The sequence below is a fragment of the Streptomyces sp. NPDC053513 genome, from assembly GCF_044544765.1.
GTDB lineage: Bacteria > Actinomycetota > Actinomycetes > Streptomycetales > Streptomycetaceae > Streptomyces > Streptomyces litmocidini.
Genome location: NZ_JBITXP010000003.1, coordinates 251,638 through 267,363, shown reverse-complemented (window position 1 = coordinate 267,363; position 15,726 = coordinate 251,638). Strand labels below are relative to the sequence as shown.

The 15,726-nt window shown below is 73.3% G+C and carries 11 protein-coding genes and 1 pseudogene; 6 read left to right on the top strand and 6 right to left on the bottom strand.

What is annotated here, in order from left to right; genetic code table 11:
- Positions 1-268 precede the first annotated feature (268 nt).
- The gene (locus ACIGW4_RS06900; RefSeq protein ID WP_123458605.1) at positions 269-1,636 is read left to right on the top strand and encodes an MFS transporter; all 1,368 of its coding nucleotides are present in this window, start codon (positions 269-271) and stop codon (positions 1,634-1,636) included.
- A gap of 66 nt (positions 1,637-1,702) precedes the next feature.
- Here ACIGW4_RS06900 and ACIGW4_RS06895 read toward each other — a convergent pair whose 3' ends face one another.
- The 6 genes from ACIGW4_RS06895 to ACIGW4_RS06870 all read right to left on the bottom strand — a co-directional run bounded on the left by ACIGW4_RS06895 (position 1,703) and on the right by ACIGW4_RS06870 (position 8,388).
- On the bottom strand, positions 1,703-3,598 hold the full coding sequence (locus ACIGW4_RS06895) for a GAF domain-containing protein (RefSeq protein ID WP_123458606.1): 1,896 nt from the start codon (positions 3,596-3,598) through the stop codon (positions 1,703-1,705).
- Between the two features lie 68 nt (positions 3,599-3,666).
- Positions 3,667-4,506, bottom strand: coding sequence for a 3-hydroxybutyrate dehydrogenase (locus ACIGW4_RS06890; protein ID WP_260174805.1), 840 nt, complete (start codon positions 4,504-4,506; stop codon positions 3,667-3,669).
- A 55-nt stretch (positions 4,507-4,561) separates the two neighbouring features.
- Complete coding sequence (locus tag ACIGW4_RS06885) at positions 4,562-5,044, bottom strand: NUDIX hydrolase (protein ID WP_398710944.1); 483 nt, start codon at positions 5,042-5,044, stop codon at positions 4,562-4,564.
- Positions 5,045-5,088: 44 nt separating this feature from the next.
- On the bottom strand, positions 5,089-6,687 hold the full coding sequence (gene lnt / locus ACIGW4_RS06880) for an apolipoprotein N-acyltransferase (protein WP_398710945.1): 1,599 nt from the start codon (positions 6,685-6,687) through the stop codon (positions 5,089-5,091).
- A 137-nt stretch (positions 6,688-6,824) separates the two neighbouring features.
- Positions 6,825-7,397, bottom strand: a complete 573-nt coding sequence (locus ACIGW4_RS06875) for a hypothetical protein (RefSeq protein ID WP_359592376.1) — start codon at positions 7,395-7,397, stop codon at positions 6,825-6,827.
- Positions 7,398-7,593: 196 nt separating this feature from the next.
- Entirely contained in the window at positions 7,594-8,388 is a 795-nt protein-coding gene (locus tag ACIGW4_RS06870; RefSeq protein WP_398710947.1) for a glutamate racemase, read from the bottom strand.
- A 58-nt stretch (positions 8,389-8,446) separates the two neighbouring features.
- Between ACIGW4_RS06870 and ACIGW4_RS06865 the strand changes: the two genes are divergently transcribed.
- From ACIGW4_RS06865 to ACIGW4_RS06845, 5 genes and pseudogenes are all read left to right on the top strand, one after another.
- On the top strand, positions 8,447-9,625 hold the full coding sequence (locus tag ACIGW4_RS06865; protein ID WP_359592374.1) for a glycosyltransferase: 1,179 nt from the start codon (positions 8,447-8,449) through the stop codon (positions 9,623-9,625).
- 372 nt (positions 9,626-9,997) lie between these two features.
- Positions 9,998-10,981, top strand: coding sequence for an ABC transporter permease (locus ACIGW4_RS06860; protein WP_359592372.1), 984 nt, complete (start codon positions 9,998-10,000; stop codon positions 10,979-10,981).
- A 1-nt stretch (position 10,982) separates the two neighbouring features.
- Complete coding sequence (locus ACIGW4_RS06855; RefSeq protein WP_359592370.1) at positions 10,983-11,852, top strand: ABC transporter permease; 870 nt, start codon at positions 10,983-10,985, stop codon at positions 11,850-11,852.
- Positions 11,849-13,943, top strand: a pseudogene (locus tag ACIGW4_RS06850) (dipeptide ABC transporter ATP-binding protein). The gene ACIGW4_RS06855 and the pseudogene ACIGW4_RS06850 overlap by 4 nt, the downstream one beginning before the upstream one ends.
- A 74-nt stretch (positions 13,944-14,017) precedes the next feature.
- Complete coding sequence (locus ACIGW4_RS06845; RefSeq protein ID WP_399578871.1) at positions 14,018-15,715, top strand: ABC transporter family substrate-binding protein; 1,698 nt, start codon at positions 14,018-14,020, stop codon at positions 15,713-15,715.
- Positions 15,716-15,726 lie beyond the last annotated feature (11 nt).

Here is a 15,726-nt window from a genome sequence, read left to right as displayed (position 1 = left end):
TCGTGCCCCAAGAGACAGACGAACCCCAAGAGCCTGGAGCACAGCGCGGGTCAGAGGTTCAGGGACGCCGCGGGAAGCGGCGCGCAGGGCGGCGACCGGCTCCCGGGCCCTCCCCCGCGGCTCGGCGCGGTCGCGCAGGCGGGTCATGGAGGCCGGGCGGATGCGGGAGCGTCGAACTATGGTGTCCCACCACATACGCCCCTGACCTGCGCCTTCCTACGGTATGGCGACACCGAAACGTCCCCGTACCTGCCTGGAAGTGGTGCACATGGCCGCCGCAACAACCGCTCCCACACCCCCCGGTTCCCTCAAGCGCATCGTCGCCGCGAGTCTCATCGGCACCACCATCGAGTGGTACGACTTCTTCCTGTACGGGTCGGCCGCCGCGCTGGTGTTCAACAAGCTGTTCTTCCCCGAGTCCGATCCGCTGGTCGGGACGCTGCTGTCGTTCCTGACCTACGCGGTCGGGTTCGCCGCGCGGCCGCTCGGCGCGCTCGTCTTCGGGCACTACGGGGACCGGCTCGGGCGGAAGAAGCTGCTGGTCCTGAGCCTGCTCATGATGGGCGGAGCGACGTTCGCGATCGGGCTGCTGCCGACGCACGCGGCCGTCGGATCCGCCGCTCCGGTGCTGCTCACGGTGCTGCGGCTGGTGCAGGGCTTCGCGCTCGGCGGTGAGTGGGGCGGGGCCGTCCTGCTCGTGTCCGAGCACGGCGACGCCAAGCGGCGCGGGTTCTGGGCCTCCTGGCCGCAGACCGGGGCGCCGGCCGGTCAGCTGCTCGCGACCGGTGTGCTGTCCGCGCTGACCGCGCTGCTCTCGGACGCCGCCTTCGCCTCCTGGGGCTGGCGCGTTCCCTTCCTGCTCTCCGGCGTCCTGGTGGTCGTCGGCCTGTGGATCCGGCTCTCGGTCGACGAGTCGCCGGTCTTCAAGGCGGCGCTCGCCGCCGCCGAGGAGCGCAAGGCGGTCGCCGGGCAGGTCGAGAAGATGCCGCTGGTCGCGGTCCTCAAGCACCACTGGCGGGACGTGCTGGTCGCGATGGGCGCCCGCATGGCGGAGAACATCTCGTACTACGTCATCACCGCGTTCATCCTCGTGTACGCGACCACGCAGGTCGGCCTGAGCAAGCAGACCGCGCTGAACGCCGTCCTCATCGCCTCCGCCGTCCACTTCGCCGTCATCCCCGCCTGGGGCGCGCTCTCCGACCGGATCGGCCGCCGCCCGGTCTATCTGATCGGCGCGGTCGGCGTCGGCGCCTGGATGTTCCCGTTCTTCCTGCTGATCGACCGGGGAAGCTTCGGCTCCCTGCTGCTCGCCGTCACGGTCGGCCTGGTCCTGCACGGGGCGATGTACGCGCCGCAGGCGGCCTTCTTCTCCGAGATGTTCGCGACCCGGATGCGCTACTCCGGCGCCTCCATCGGCGCCCAGTTCTCCTCCGTGGCCGCCGGCGCCCCCGCGCCGCTCATCGCGACCGCGCTCCTCGCCGACTACGGCAGCTCGACCCCGATCGCCCTGTACGTGATCGCCGCCGCGCTGCTCACCGTCGTCGCGATCGCCGCCGCCCGCGAGACCCGCGACCGGGACCTCGGCGAGGTCGACGGGCGGAGTGCGGAGGACGCCCGGGTCCGCGCCGACGCCTGATCCGGGAGGACCTCGAAGGCCTCGTGCCCCGCTCCTGCAGGAGCGGGGCACGAGGCCTTCCGCGCGTCACCTGCCGGCGACCGCGTCCGACAGGGCGTGCAGGCGCAGGGCGAGCTGGATCTCCAGGGCGCGGGCCGGGGACTGCCAGTCGGGGCCGAGCAGTCGGCCGACGCGCTCCAGTCGCTGGGCCACCGTGTTGACGTGGACGTGGAGTTCGTCCTTGGTGCGGGCCGGGCTCATGCCGCTGGCGAAGTAGGCGTCCAGGGTGCGGACCAGTTCGGTGCCGCGTCGCCGGTCGTACGCGACGACCTGACCGATCGTCCGGCCCACGAAGCCGTCGATGTCCCGGCCGTCGGCGAGGAGCAGGCCGAGGAAGCCGAGGTCCTCGGCGGCCGCGCCCTGTCCGGAGCGGTGCAGCAGGACGAGCGCGTCCAGGCAGCGGCGGGCCTCCTGGTACGCGACGGCGACCTGGTCCGGGCGGTCGAGGGGCGTCCGTACGGGCGCGGAGGCGCCGACGGTGACCGGCTCGCGCAGGGTGCCGCCGAGGTTCCGGGCGGTCTGGCGGGCGAGGTCGGCGGCGCTCTCCCCCGGGCCGAGCGGCAGCAGCAGGACCGTCCCGCCGTCGCGGGCCGAGGCGAGCCCGTGCCGGGTGGCGGCCAGGTGCGAGGCGGCCGACCACAGGCGCTGCCGGTCGGCGCTCTCGCGGCCTCCGGCGTCGGCTTCGGGGGCGTCACCGGTGGCCCGGTCGATGCGGGCGGCGAGCACGACGTGCGGTGCCTCGCTGTCCGTACGGAGCCGGGCGGCGCGCTCGCGGAGCAGCCGGCGGTCCCGGTCGGGGGCGTCGAGGAGGTCGTCGAGGAGTTCGCCGCGCACCCGCTGCTCGGCCTCGCCGGCCGAGCGGCGGGCGAGCAGCAGCAGGGAGGTGACGAGGGCGGCGCGCTCCAGGGTGCGCTGGTCGACGGGGTCGAGGTCGGGCTGGCCGTGGAGCACGAGGGCTCCCAGGGTCTCGCCGCCGGCCGAGACGGCGGCCACCCAGTCGTCGCCCTCGCGGACCGCGTGGCCCCCGGCGCGGCGGGCGGAGCCGGCGCCCGTCTCGGTGAACTCGACGGTGCCGCCGAGGACCTCGGAGACGGCGTCGGCGACGTCGTGGACGCCGCCGCCGTGCAGGACGAGTTCGGAGAGCCGGTCGTGGACCTCGGAGGCCCGCTCGATGACGGCGCTGTGCTCGCGGATGATGTCGTTGGCCCGCTCCAGCTCGGCGAGGGCCGAGCGGGTCTCGGCGAGCAGGTTGGCGGTGTCGATGGCGACGGCGGCGTGCGCGGCGAAGGAGCCGAGCAGCGCGACCTGTTCGCGCTCGAAGACCCTGGCCCTGCGGTCGGCGGCGAACAGCACGCCGATGACCTGGCTGCCGAGGCTGAGCGGCACGCCGAGGATGGCGACGAGGCCCTCGTCCCGTACCGCCGCATCGATGGTGCGCGTGTGCTGGAAGCGCGGGTCCTCGAAGTAGTCCTCGGTGACGTACGGGCGGGCGGTCTGGGCGACGAGGCCGCCGAGCCCCTCGCCCATGCCGAGGCGCACCTGCTGGAAGCGGGCGGAGACCGAGCCCTCGGTGACCCGCATGTACGTGTCGCCGGCGGCCGGGTCGTTGAGGCTGAGGTAGGCGACCTCGGTGCCGAGGAGGGAGCGGGCGCGCTGCACGATGGCGCGCAGCACCGCGTCGAGGTCGCGGAGCCCCGCGAGGTCGTGGGCGGTGGCGAAGAGCGCGGAGAGCTCCGCCTCGCGGCGCCGCCGCCCCTCCAGCTCTGCGCGGACCCGCAGCGCGAGCTGCTTGGCCTCCTCCAGCCCGGCCAGCTCCTCGGGGCCCGCGCCGCTCGCGCGGGCGAGCAGCACGGGCCGGTCGTAGGCCTCCGTCCCTGCTCCCCGGGCGAGGAGTTCCAGGTAGGAGACGTGTTCGTGGGACATGGACACAGGGATACCTGCCGTACGTGTGGTCGCACCACCCCTGTGGACGAGCTTCACAGGGGACTGCCTCAGTGGGCGGTCCAGCCGCCGTCGAGGGTGAGGGAGGTGCCGGTGATGAAGGAGGCCTGCGGGGTGCAGAGGTAGAGGACGGCCTCGGCGACCTCCTCCGGTTCGATGAGCCGCTTGAGCGCCGAGTCCTTGAGGAGGACGTCGGCGAGGACGCGCTCCGGCGGGATGCCGTGGGCGGCGGCCTGGTCGGCGATCTGCCGTTCGACGAGCGGGGTGCGGACGTAGCCGGGGTTGACGCAGTTGGAGGTGACCCCGTGCGGGGCGCCTTCGAGGGCGGCGGTCTTGGACAGGCCCTCCAGGCCGTGTTTGGCGGCCACATAGGCGGACTTGAAGGCGGAGGCGCGCAGTCCGTGGACGGAGGAGAGGTTCACAATCCGCCCCCACCCCCGGCCGTACATGTGGGGCAGGGCGCCCCGGATGAGCCGGAAGGGCGCCTCCAGCATCACGGTGAGCACGGTGTGGAAGACGTCCGGCGGGAACTCCTCGATGGGGCGGACCAGCTGGATCCCGGCGTTGTTGACGAGGATGTCGGTGCCGGCGGCCACCGCCTCCGCGGCGTCCAGGTCGGTCAGGTCGAGGAGCCGCGGTTCGAGGTCGCCGGGGAGCGGGCCGGCCTCCTCGGCCAGGGTCTCCAGGCCCTCGGCGGCCCGGTCGACGGCTCTGACCCGGGCGCCGGCGGCGGCGAGCCGCAGCGCGCAGGCGCGCCCGATGCCGCCGGCCGCGCCGGTGACGAGCGCGGTGCGGCCGGTGAGGTCGAGGGCGAGGCCCGCGGCGCGGGGCAGGGGCGAGGCGACGTCGGCACCGGGCTCGGTGCCGGGGGCGGTGATGGGGGCGCTCATGCTCCGCACCCTATGAACGGGCCCCTCCCCCACCGATGTGTGTCGGGCCCATAGTTCAGCTGGTTACTGTGGTGCGGAACCATGTGGGTTCATCGGCGAGCGCCTTCTCGATCCGCAGGTACGAGAAGCGCTTCATCTCCGGCAGCTCGTCCACCCCGAACCAGCCGACCTCGGTCGACTCCTCGTCGTTGACCCGCGCCTCGCCCCCGATCGCCCGGCAGCGGAACGAGACGTCCATGTACTGGCAGATGTCGCCGTTCGGGTAGACGACGGGCTTGCGCAGGGTCTCCACGAGCACGATCCGCTCGGGGACGCAGCGCACCGCGGTCTCCTCGAACACCTCGCGCACCGCGCAGTCGGCGGGCTGCTCCCCGGGGTCGACGATGCCGCCGATGACCGCCCAGAGGCCGTTGTCGGCCCGCTTGCCGAGCAGGACGCGGCCCCGGTCGTCGAAGACGACGGCGCTGACGCCCGGCAGGAAGAGCAGTTGGTGGCCGGCCGTCACGCGCAGTTCGCGGATGAAGTCAGGAGTGCCCATGCCCCGACCCTAGATCATCCACGGGCCGGGGCACGGGCCCGAGTTCAGGACGCCGGGGTCCGGCGGGCGCGCACCGCGCGGGCGCCGGCCCAGCCGAGTCCGGCCGCCGCGAGCACCGCGAGCAGGGCCTCGGGCAGGGTGCCCAGTCGGGTCGCGGGGGTCTGCGAGGAGCGCAGCGGCACCTTCTCGACGAGGACGTCCGGGGTGAACATCTTCGTCTGCGAGACGATCTCGCCGTCGGGGCGGATGATCGCGCTGACGCCGCTGGTCACGGGCACGACGACCGACCGGCTGTGCTCGACCGCGCGCACCCGGCTCATCGCGAGCTGCTGGTAGGTCATCTCGGTGCGGCCGAAGGTGGCGTTGTTGCTGGGGACGGAGATCAGCTGGGCGCCGTGGGTGACCGTGTCGCGCACGGCCCAGTCGAAGGCCGCCTCGTAGCAGGTCGCCAGGCCCACCTTCGTACCGGCGAGGTCGAAGACGCCGACCTTGGTGCCGGCGCCGAAGTCCCGGCTCACCCGGTCGACGTTGCTGTTGAAGATCCGTACGAAGGAGCGCATCGGGATGTACTCGCCGAAGGGCTGGACGTGCCGCTTGTCGTACGTGGCGACGGGGCCGCGCTCGGGGTCCCACTGGATGAGGGTGTTGCGGAGCTTGCCGGTCTGGGGGGTGACCACGGCGCCGATCACCGTGGGCACGCCGATCGCCTTGACGGCGCCGTCGATGACGTCGGCCGCGTCGGCGTTCGCGTACGGGTCGATGTCGGAGGAGTTCTCCGGCCACAGCACGAAGTCGGGCCGCGGCTCACGCCCGTCCTCGACGGCCCGGGCGAGCTCGCGGGTGCGGGCCACGTGGTTGTCGAGGACGGCCCGGCGCTGGGCGTTGAAGTCGAAGCCCAGACGGGGCACGTTGCCCTGGACGGCGGCGACGGTGGCGGTGCCGTCCTCGGCGGAGTCGTCGACGAGCGGCAGCGCGGCGAGGGCGCCGGTGACCGGGACGAGGACCGCGAGCCCCGCGGCGGCGAGCGGGCCGCGCGGGACGGCGCCGGTGGCCCGGTACGCGCGGAACCGTCGGTACGCCTCGTACAGGCCGAAGCCGCACAGGGCGACCGCGAAGCCGAGCACCGGGGTGCCGCCGACGGCGGCGAGCGGCAGGAAGAGGCCGTCGGCCTGTCCGAAGGCCACCTTGCCCCAGGGGAACCCGCCGAAGGGCACGCGCGCGCGTGCCCCCTCCGCGAGGATCCACACCCCGGCGGCGAAGAAGGGCCACCAGGGGAGCCGGGAGACGGCCGCGATGCCGAGACCGGCGGCGGCGACGAAGAGCGCCTCGACGGCGGCGAGGGCCAGCCACGGCCCGGGGCCGACCTCCTCGCCGGTCCACACGAGGAGCGGGAGCAGGAAGCCGAGCCCCGCGAGGTAGCCGAGGCCGAAGCCGGCGCGGAGACGGCGGCCCCGCAGGGTCCAGCCGAGCAGCGCGAAGGCGGGCAGCGCGAGCCACCACAGGGGGCGCGGGGGGAAGCTCAGGTAGAGCAGGAACCCGGACAGCAGAGCCGCCCCGGGCCGCGCGAACCGCCGCAGCCGGGCGCCCGGCGTGGGGGCGGTGTCGGGTCCGGACGCGTCGACGGGGGTGATGGTGGCGCTCACCCAGCGGAGTCTACGGGGCGTTCCTGTCCCCCAGGAGGGCGGTGGGGCTCGCCCCGGGACCCGTGTGACCGGCGCGGACCGGTCCGCAGGGAGTGCGAGCGGGGTCAGGCACCGGTTCGCAGGGGGTGCGAGCGGGGTCAGGCACCGGTCGCGGCGGGCGGGACCGGAGGGGCGGGGCGGCGGAGGCGGGCGCGGATGACACGGACCGCGGACTCCGCGTCGTCGACGGTCACCGTGAAGCTCAGGCCGTCGCCGAGGCGCAGGACCAGGCCCTCGCCCCGCCGGACGATCACGGCCGTGCCCTTCTCGGGCCGCCAGCGGTAGCCCCAGCCGCCCCACTGGCACGGGCTGACGCTCGGGGCGAAGTCGGCGTCGACGACGTGGGCGAGCGGGATGCGGCGGCGCGGCACGCCGATGTGGCCGCAGCGGACCTCCATGGCGCGGTCGTCGACCTTCACGGCGACGTGGACGAAGGCGAGGGTGCCGAAGAGGACGAGCAGTCCGGCCGCGACGCAGCCGATGACCGCCATGAGGAGGGCGGCGATGCCGGAGGTCCAGGCGGACTCGACGGCGATGGTGATGCCCAGGGCCATGCAGGCGGCGCCGGCGACGGCGGCGACCCACTGGAAACGGTTGGTGGCGCGACCGGTCCAGACGACGGGCGTCAGCTCGTCGGCGCGTGGGCTGCGGTCCCGGGAATGCTCCCTCATAAGAAGGAGGGTACCCAGGTTCCCTGTGGACAGCGCGCCGGAGCGCGGTCGCACCGTGACGCTCGGTGAAAGAGGAGGGTGACGGTCCGCGGAGCGCCCCGGCGGAGGGACGGCTCGGCGCGGGGCGCTCGGCTCGCCGGGCGCTCCGCGCGCCGTGCTCGGGAGTGCGGGGCGCGCCCGCGGCACGCCCCGGCGCTCAGTGCGCGGCGGCCGTGGCCGCCAGGGTGCGGCCTTCCGCGTACTCCAGGGCCGGGGCCGGCAGCCGGCCGGGGCGCCCGCTGAGCAGGACGGAGAGGGTGCCGGTGGGGTCCGCGTCGGGCGCGGGCTCGGCGCCGATCCGGCGCAGGGCCTGTGCGGCGACGGCGTCGGCGGAGCCGTGGAAGACGATCGGCGGCAGTCCGGCCCGGCGGCGGGCCTCCAGGGCGGTGAGGATCCGTCCCTCGACCAGTTCGTAGTGGGTGCAGCCGAGGACGACGGCGCGGACGTCGGTCGGGGTGAGGTCGGCCGCCGCGGCGACGGCGGCGTCCACGGCGTCCTGGTCGGCGTGCTCGACGGCGTCGGCGAGCCCCGGGCAGGGCACCTCGGTGACCTCGGCGCCGTCGGCGAAGTCGCGGATGAGTCCGCGCTGGTAGGCGCTGCCGGTGGTGGCAGGGGTGGCCCAGATGGCGACCTTGCCGCCGGCCGCGGCGGCGGGCTTGATCGCGGGCACGGTGCCGATGACGGGGATGCCCGGTTCGAGGGCGGCGCGCAGGGCGGGCAGGGCGTGCACGGTGGCGGTGTTGCAGGCCACGATGAGCGCCTGCGGGCGGTGATCGGCGGCGGCGAGGGCGACGTCGAGGGCACGCCCCGTCAGGTCCTCGGGGGTGCGGGGGCCCCACGGCATGCCGTCGGGGTCGTTGGAGAGGAGGATGTCCGCGTCCGGCCGGAGCCGGCGTACCGCGGCCGCCGCCGGGAGGAGGCCGATTCCGGAGTCCATGAGCGCGATCTTCACCCGGTCACCCTAGCCGATGAGCCGTTCGTCCCCCGCGATCTGGGGCAGACTGCCGCGAATGAGCACCCTTGCCTGGTTCTCGATCGTCTCCCTGGCCGTCTGGTTCTGGCTGCTGCTCGGCCAGGGCTTCTTCTGGCGCACCGATCAGCGGCTGCCGCGGGAGCGACCGCCGTCCCCGGAGCGGTGGCCGAGGGTGGCCGTCGTGGTGCCGGCGCGGGACGAGGCGGAGGTGCTGCCGATGAGCCTTCCGTCCCTGCTCGCGCAGGACTATCCGGGGGAGGCGGAGGTCTTCCTCGTCGACGACGGGAGTACGGACGGGACGGGGAAGCTCGCCGGCGAGCTGGCCGGCCGGGACGGCGGGCTGCCGCTGACCGTCGTGTCGCCGGGAGAGCCGGAGCCGGGCTGGACGGGGAAGCTGTGGGCGCTGCGGCACGGGATGGCGCTGGCACGCGCGCGCGGGCCGGAGTTCCTGCTGCTGACGGACGCGGACATCGCGCACGAGCCGGACAGTCTGCGGCGGCTGGTGGCGGCGGCCGTGGGCAACGACCTGGACCTGGTGTCGCAGATGGCCCGGCTGCGGGTGGCGAGCGCGTGGGAGCGTCTGGTCGTCCCGGCGTTCGTCTACTTCTTCGCCCAGCTGTATCCCTTCCGCTGGATCAACCGGGCGCGGCCCCTGGCGACGGCCGCCGCGGGCGGCTGTGTGCTGCTGCGGACGGAGACGGCGGTGGCGGCGGACGTGCCGGAGGCGATCCGGCAGGCGGTGATCGACGACGTGTCGCTGGCGCGGGCGGTGCGGCGGGCCGGGGGGCGGATCTGGCTGGGTCTTGCGGAGCGGGTCGACAGCGTCCGCCCGTATCCGGGGCTCGGCGAGCTGTGGCGGATGGTCGCGCGGAGCGCGTACGCGCAGCTGCGGCACAACCCGCTGCTGCTCGTGGGGACGGTCGCGGGTCTCGCGCTCGTCTATCTGGTGCCGCCGGTGGCCCTGGTGGCCGGCGTCCGGGGCGGGGACGCGGTGGCGGCGTGGGCCGGTGGCGCCGCGTGGGCGGTGATGGCGGGGACGTACGTGCCGATGCTCCGCTACTACCGCCAGCCGCTGTGGCTCGCTCCGCTGCTGCCGTTCACCGCGTTCCTGTACCTCCTGATGACGGTGGACTCCGCGGTGCGGCACCACCGGGGCCGGGGCGCGGCGTGGAAGGGCCGGACGTACGCGCGCCCGGAGGCGGCGCCGGACCGATAGCCGCGGGGCTCCGGACGGTCCGTTCCCGCGGCTCGACGGAGGGCTGCCCGAGGGCGGTCGACGGTGTCCGGCCGTCGATTGTGACGCGCGCCTTGCAGTCGTGTGACAGCCACCCGCGCATGCTTCCGGCGGCTCCGATCACGACCACAGAATGACTCGTCGCCAGGTCTCGCCTCCCTCCGACGCGGAGGCGTCGAGCCGCGCGGCACCGCATCGCGAGCACGGCGTCGCCCGATCGGCCACACGTTTCCGTCCTTCAGAAAGCACGTCCCGCATGTTCATAACCGGCACACCCCCGCCGGCCCTCCGTACGGCCCACACCGCCGCACCACGTTCCGCGTCCGTCGCTCCGGCGCCCGGGAAGGCGGGGTCGTGCTCCGCCACGTGATGCGCAGGACGGCCGGCTGGCTGGCCATGATCGTGGTCGCCACCAACGTCACGTACGTACTCGCCGCCTGGTTCCTCGACCCGAGGTCCAACTACAAGGACACCCGCCCGGTCCGTACCGAGGCGGAGATCGACCAGGCCCTGGCGCCCTACAACCTGGACCCACGGGTGCCGCTGGTGGACCGGTGGTGGCACTGGTTCGGCGACGTGGTGTTCCACTTCGACTGGGGGAAGTCCCCGGTCGGGGCCTCGGTGAACGGCGAGATCGGCTTCCGGGTGCTGGTCAGCGCCCAACTGGTCACCGTCGCCACGCTCCTGTCCGTACTCGTCGGCGTCGGGCTGAGCGTGTCCACGGCGTCCCGGCAGTACGGCTGGTGGGACCGGGTCACACAGCTGGTGTCGGTGTTCCTGTTCAACATCCCCACCGCCGTCGCCGCGCTGGCCGTGGTCCTCGTCGGGATCCGGCTCAACCAGGGCCTCGGGCTGCGCTTCCTGTACGTCGCCGGGGAGAAGTCCCCGACCGTCGAGGGCCTCCTGCCGACGGTGCTCGACCGGGTGCAGCACCTCGTCCTGCCGACGCTGAGCCTGACCCTCCTCGGGTACGTGGGCTATCACCTGACCCAGCGCACCCTGCTGCTCGACGCCATCGGCTCGGACTACGTGCGCACCGTGCGCGCCACCGGGCTGACCCGCGCCCAGGCGATCCGCCGCCACGCGCTGCGCGCCTCGCTGATCCCGACCGCCACCTCCGTGGCGTTCGGCGTCCCCGCCGTCTTCACGGGCGCGGTCATCACCGAGACCGTCTTCGGCTGGAACGGCATGGGTCAGTACTTCATCCAGACCATCGGCAAGAACGACGTGCACGGCACCGTCGCGGTGGCGGCGTTCGGCGCGGCTATGACCGCGGTCGGCGCGATCCTCGCCGATGTCGCCGTCGTCCTCCTCGACCCCCGGGTACGGGTGAGCTGACATGACGGAACTCGGCGGCGGCCGGCTGTACCTGCGCCGGTTCGCCCGCAACCGCGGAGCCCTGCTCGGCGTGGCGCTCTTCGCGCTCCTGGTGCTGTTCGGTGTCCTCGGCGATCTGTTCTCCCCCTTCGCGTACACCGACGCGGACTTCACCGCCCTCACCCAGCCGCCGAGCGCGGCCCACTACTTCGGCACCAATCAGGGCGGGAACGACGTGTACGCCGAGGCCGTGCACGGACTGCGGCGGTCGCTGGTCATCGCGGTCAGCGTGTCGGTCCTGACGATCGTGCTCGCCTCGGTGATCGGTGCGGGCGCCGCGTACCTCGGCGGCAGGGTGGAGAAGCTGACCCTGGCGGTCATCCACTTCCTGCTGGTGATCCCGTCGTTCCTGATCCTCGCCCTGGTCTCGCACCGTCTCGCCGGCGACTGGCGGGTGCTGATCCTGGTGCTCACCGTCTTCGGCTGGATGACCACCGCCCGGGTCGTCTGGTCGCTGTCCACGTCGCTGCGCGAACGCGACTACGTGCTCGCCGCCGAGTTCATGGGCGTGCGGCCGTGGCGGATCGTGGTGCGGCACATCATCCCCAACCTGGGGTCCCTGCTCGTGGTCAACCTGACCTTCGGGATCGTCGCCACCGTGCTCAGCGAGACGGCCCTGTCCTTCCTCGGGTTCGGCGTCCAGACCCCCGACGTGTCGCTGGGCACGATGCTCGCCGACGGCTCCGGCACCATCACCAGTGCCCCGTGGCTGTTCGCGTTCCCCGCCGGCCTCGTCGTACTGCTCACCGTGTCGATGTCGCTCGTCGGTGACGGGCTGCGTGACGCCCTCGACCCCACCTCGGTATCGGCGGCCTCGGGAGGCACACGATGACGTTCACCCTCGCACCCGCTCCCGAGTCGCCCTCGCGCGGCACCGGGCCGGTGCCCGCCCTGTCGGTGCGGGACCTGCGGATCTCCTTCCCCTCCGAGGCCGGTCCCGTGGAGGCGGTGCGCGGAGTCGGCTTCGACCTGCTGCCCGGCCGGACCCTGGGCATCGTCGGCGAGTCCGGGTCGGGCAAGTCCGCGACCGCGATGGGCATCATGGGGCTGCTGCCGCCGACCGCCCGCGTGTCGGGCGAAGTGCTGCTCGGCGGCCGCGACCTGGTCGGCCTGAACGACAAACAGCTGTCCCGGATACGCGGCAAGGACATCGGCATGGTCTTCCAGGACCCGCTGTCCGCGCTGCCCCCGATCCACTCGGTCGGCCGGCTCCTCTCCGACGCGCTGCGCGTGCACCAGGACCTCACGAAGCAGGCGGCGTGGAACCGCGCGCTCGAACTCCTCGACCTGGTCGGCATCCCCGAACCGCGGCGCAGGGCACGGTCGTTCCCGCACGAGTTCTCCGGCGGAATGCGTCAGCGCGTCGTCATCGCCCTGGCCATGGCGAACGCGCCGTCGGTCATCGTGGCCGACGAGCCCACCACCGCCCTCGACGTGACCGTCCAGGCCCAGATCCTGGACGTGCTGCGGACCGCGCAGACCGAGACCGGCGCGGCCGTCGTGCTGATCACGCACGACCTCGGTGTCGTCGCCGGGTACGCCGACGACGTCGCCGTCATGTACGCCGGGCGGATCGTCGAACGGGCGGGTGCCGAGGAGCTGTTCCGGCGGCCCGCCATGCCGTACACGATCGGCCTGCTGGGCGCGGTGCCCCGCCCCGACGGCCCGAAGGGCCGCCCCCTGGCGCCCATCGGCGGCGAACCCCCGTCGCTGGTGGCGCTTCCCCCCCGGCTGCCCCTTCGCGGACCGGTGCCCCGCCGTGCTCGACGCCTGCCGCACGCGGGAACCCGCGGCGACGCCCGTCGCCGGGCACGGGGACGTCGCCTGCCTGCGCGCCGACGAGATCGCCGACGGCCGGCTGACGGCGGACGCGCTCTTCCCGGCGCCGGACGGCCCGGAGGTCCCGGAGGACACCGCCCCGGGCGAGGTGGTGCTGCGGGTGTCGGGCCTGAGCAAGACCTTCCCCGTCACCAAGGGCGCGTTCCTCAGGCGCCGCGTCGGCACCCTCCACGCGGTCAGCGACGTCGGGTTCGACCTGCGGGCCGGCGAGACCCTGGGCCTGGTGGGCGAGTCCGGCAGCGGCAAGACCACCACGCTCCTCGAGATCCTGCGGCTCAGGCCGCCGGAGAGCGGCCGGATCGAGGTCACCGGCACGGACGTCGCCGACCTCGGCTCCGCCCGGCGGCTGCGGGAACTCCGCGGGGCGGTGCAGATCGTCATGCAGGACCCGACGGGGTCCCTCGACCCGCGGCTCCCCGTCTTCCGGCTGCTCGCCGAACCGCTGCAGGCCGTCGGTGCCGACCGGTCCGCGATCCGGGACCGGGTGGCCGAACTCCTCGGCATGGTCGGCCTCGACGCCTCGGTGGCGGACCGCTTCCCCCAAGCCCTCTCCGGCGGGCAGCGCCAACGCGTCGGCATCGCCCGGGCCCTGGCGACCCGGCCCCGGATCCTGGTCCTCGACGAGCCGGTCTCGGCCCTCGACGTGTCCGTGCAGGCGGGCGTCGTCAACCTGCTCGCCCGGCTCCAGCGCGAACTCGGCCTGGCGTACCTGGTCGTCGCGCACGACCTGGCCGTGATGCGGCACTTCACCGACCGCGTCGCGGTCATGTACCTCGGGCACATCGTCGAGACCGGCGACACCGAGGCGATCTTCGAGAACCCCCGGCATCCGTACACCGAGGCCCTGCTCTCGGCGATCCCGGTGCCCGACCCGCGGCACGAGCGCTCCCGCGAGCGGATCGTGCTCGAAGGCGAACTGCCGAGCCCGACGAACCTCCCCCAGGGCTGCGTCTTCGTCGACCGCTGCCCGCTGTACCGGTCGCTCGACGACGACGGACTGCGGGAGCGGTGCCGTACGCGGCGGCCCGCGCTGGGCCCGGCGGCGCCCGGCTCCGGCCACCGCCACGCCTGCCACGCCCGCTGACCCCGGCCCCACACGCCGGCACCGCACCCCCTGGTGCCGGCACACCCCATGAAGGAATGAGGATCCCCTCCGCCATGCGACCGAGAACCGCCGTCTCCACAGCCGCCCTCACCGCGGCCCTCGCTCTCGCCGTCTCGGCCTGCAGCGCCTCCGGCTCCCCCACGGCGGGCACCGGAAAGGCCTCCGGGAAGGGTGCGACCCCCGCCGCGGCCTCGGCACAGGTCGACTACAACCCCCGGTCCTACGACGAGCTCAAGGACGGCGGCACCTACACCACCGCCGGCACCATCGACGACCAGGGCAACCCGTTCAACGCCAACGCCACGCTCACCGCCAAGCGCGTCTGGTTCTGGTACAACCCGGACGTCATCACGTACTCCCCCACCGGCGAGACGCAGTACAACCCGGACTACCTCAGTGACGTGAAGGTCGGCGTCACCGGCGGGAACCAGCGGGTGGTCCTCACCCTCAATCCCAAGGCCACCTACAACGACGGCACCCCCATCGACTGGACGGCCGTCAAGGCGACCTGGCAGGCCAACAACGGCGCGGACAAGAGGTACAACGCCTCCGACACCGAGGGATACGGCCACATCACCTCGGTCACCCGCGGCGCGGACGACAAGCAGGCGGTCGTCGACTTCAAGGGCGTCGCCCCCTGGTGGTCGAGCCTGTTCACCACGTTCCTGCACCCCAAGGCCGCCACCCTCGCCGGCTTCAACGACGCCTACGTCAAGAAGGTCCACCCCGAGTGGGGCGCCGGCCCGTACACCGTCGGAAAGTTCGACCCCGAGGGCGGCGACCTCACCTTCGTGCGCAATCCCAAGTGGTGGGGCAAGAAGGGAAGGCTGGACCAGCGCGTCTACGTCAACCTGGAGTCGGACGCCGCGGCCAACGCCTTCAAGAACGGCCAGATCGACTACTCCTCCGCCGGCGACGCCGAGGGCCTGAAGCGGCTCTCCGGCGTCCAGGGCACCGAGATCCGCCAGGGCGGCAGCCCGTTCGCGTACTCCTTCTACGTCAACGCCAAATCCCCCCACCTGCAGGACATTCAGGTGCGCAAGGCGCTCATGGAGAGCATCGACCGGACCCAGATCGCCAAGATCCAGTTCCAGGGCCTGGGCGACTACAGCGAGCCCCTGCCCGGCTCCCTGCTGCTCTTCGGTTTCCAGAAGGGTTACTCCGACAACGTCGGCGCCGTGATCAAGCACGATCCGGAGAACGCCAAGAAGACCCTGGACGCCGCGGGTTGGAAGCCCGGCGCCGACGGCGTCCGCGAGAAGGACGGCAAGAAGCTCGCCGTCACCTACACCCTGCGCGGCGACGATCCGCTGGAGAAGGCCACCGCGGGCGCCCTCGTGCAGATGCTCAAGCCGGTCGGTATCCATGTGGACCTCAAGAACTCCACCGAGGCCGACTTCGCCAAGATCCTCACCGACCGCAGCTTCGACATCTTCCTCGTCGGCAATCGCGCCGGGGACCCGTTCGGCACCCGCTACCTGTGCGAGTTCTACTGCACCGACAGCGCCTCCAACCTCGTGAGCATCGGCTCCCCCGCACTCGACAAGGAGATCCACGCCGTCTCCGCGATCGCCGACCCCGCCCGGCAGACGGCCGAGGCCAACGCCGTCGAGCGCAAGGCCCTGGCACAGTACGGCTACCTGCCCCTGTTCAGCGGCCCGTCCATCTACGGCGTCAAGAAGGGCCTGGCCAACGTCGGCGCCACCATCTTCGGCACGCCCCTGCCGGAGACCGTGGGCTGGCAGAAGTAGCCGGACGGCCC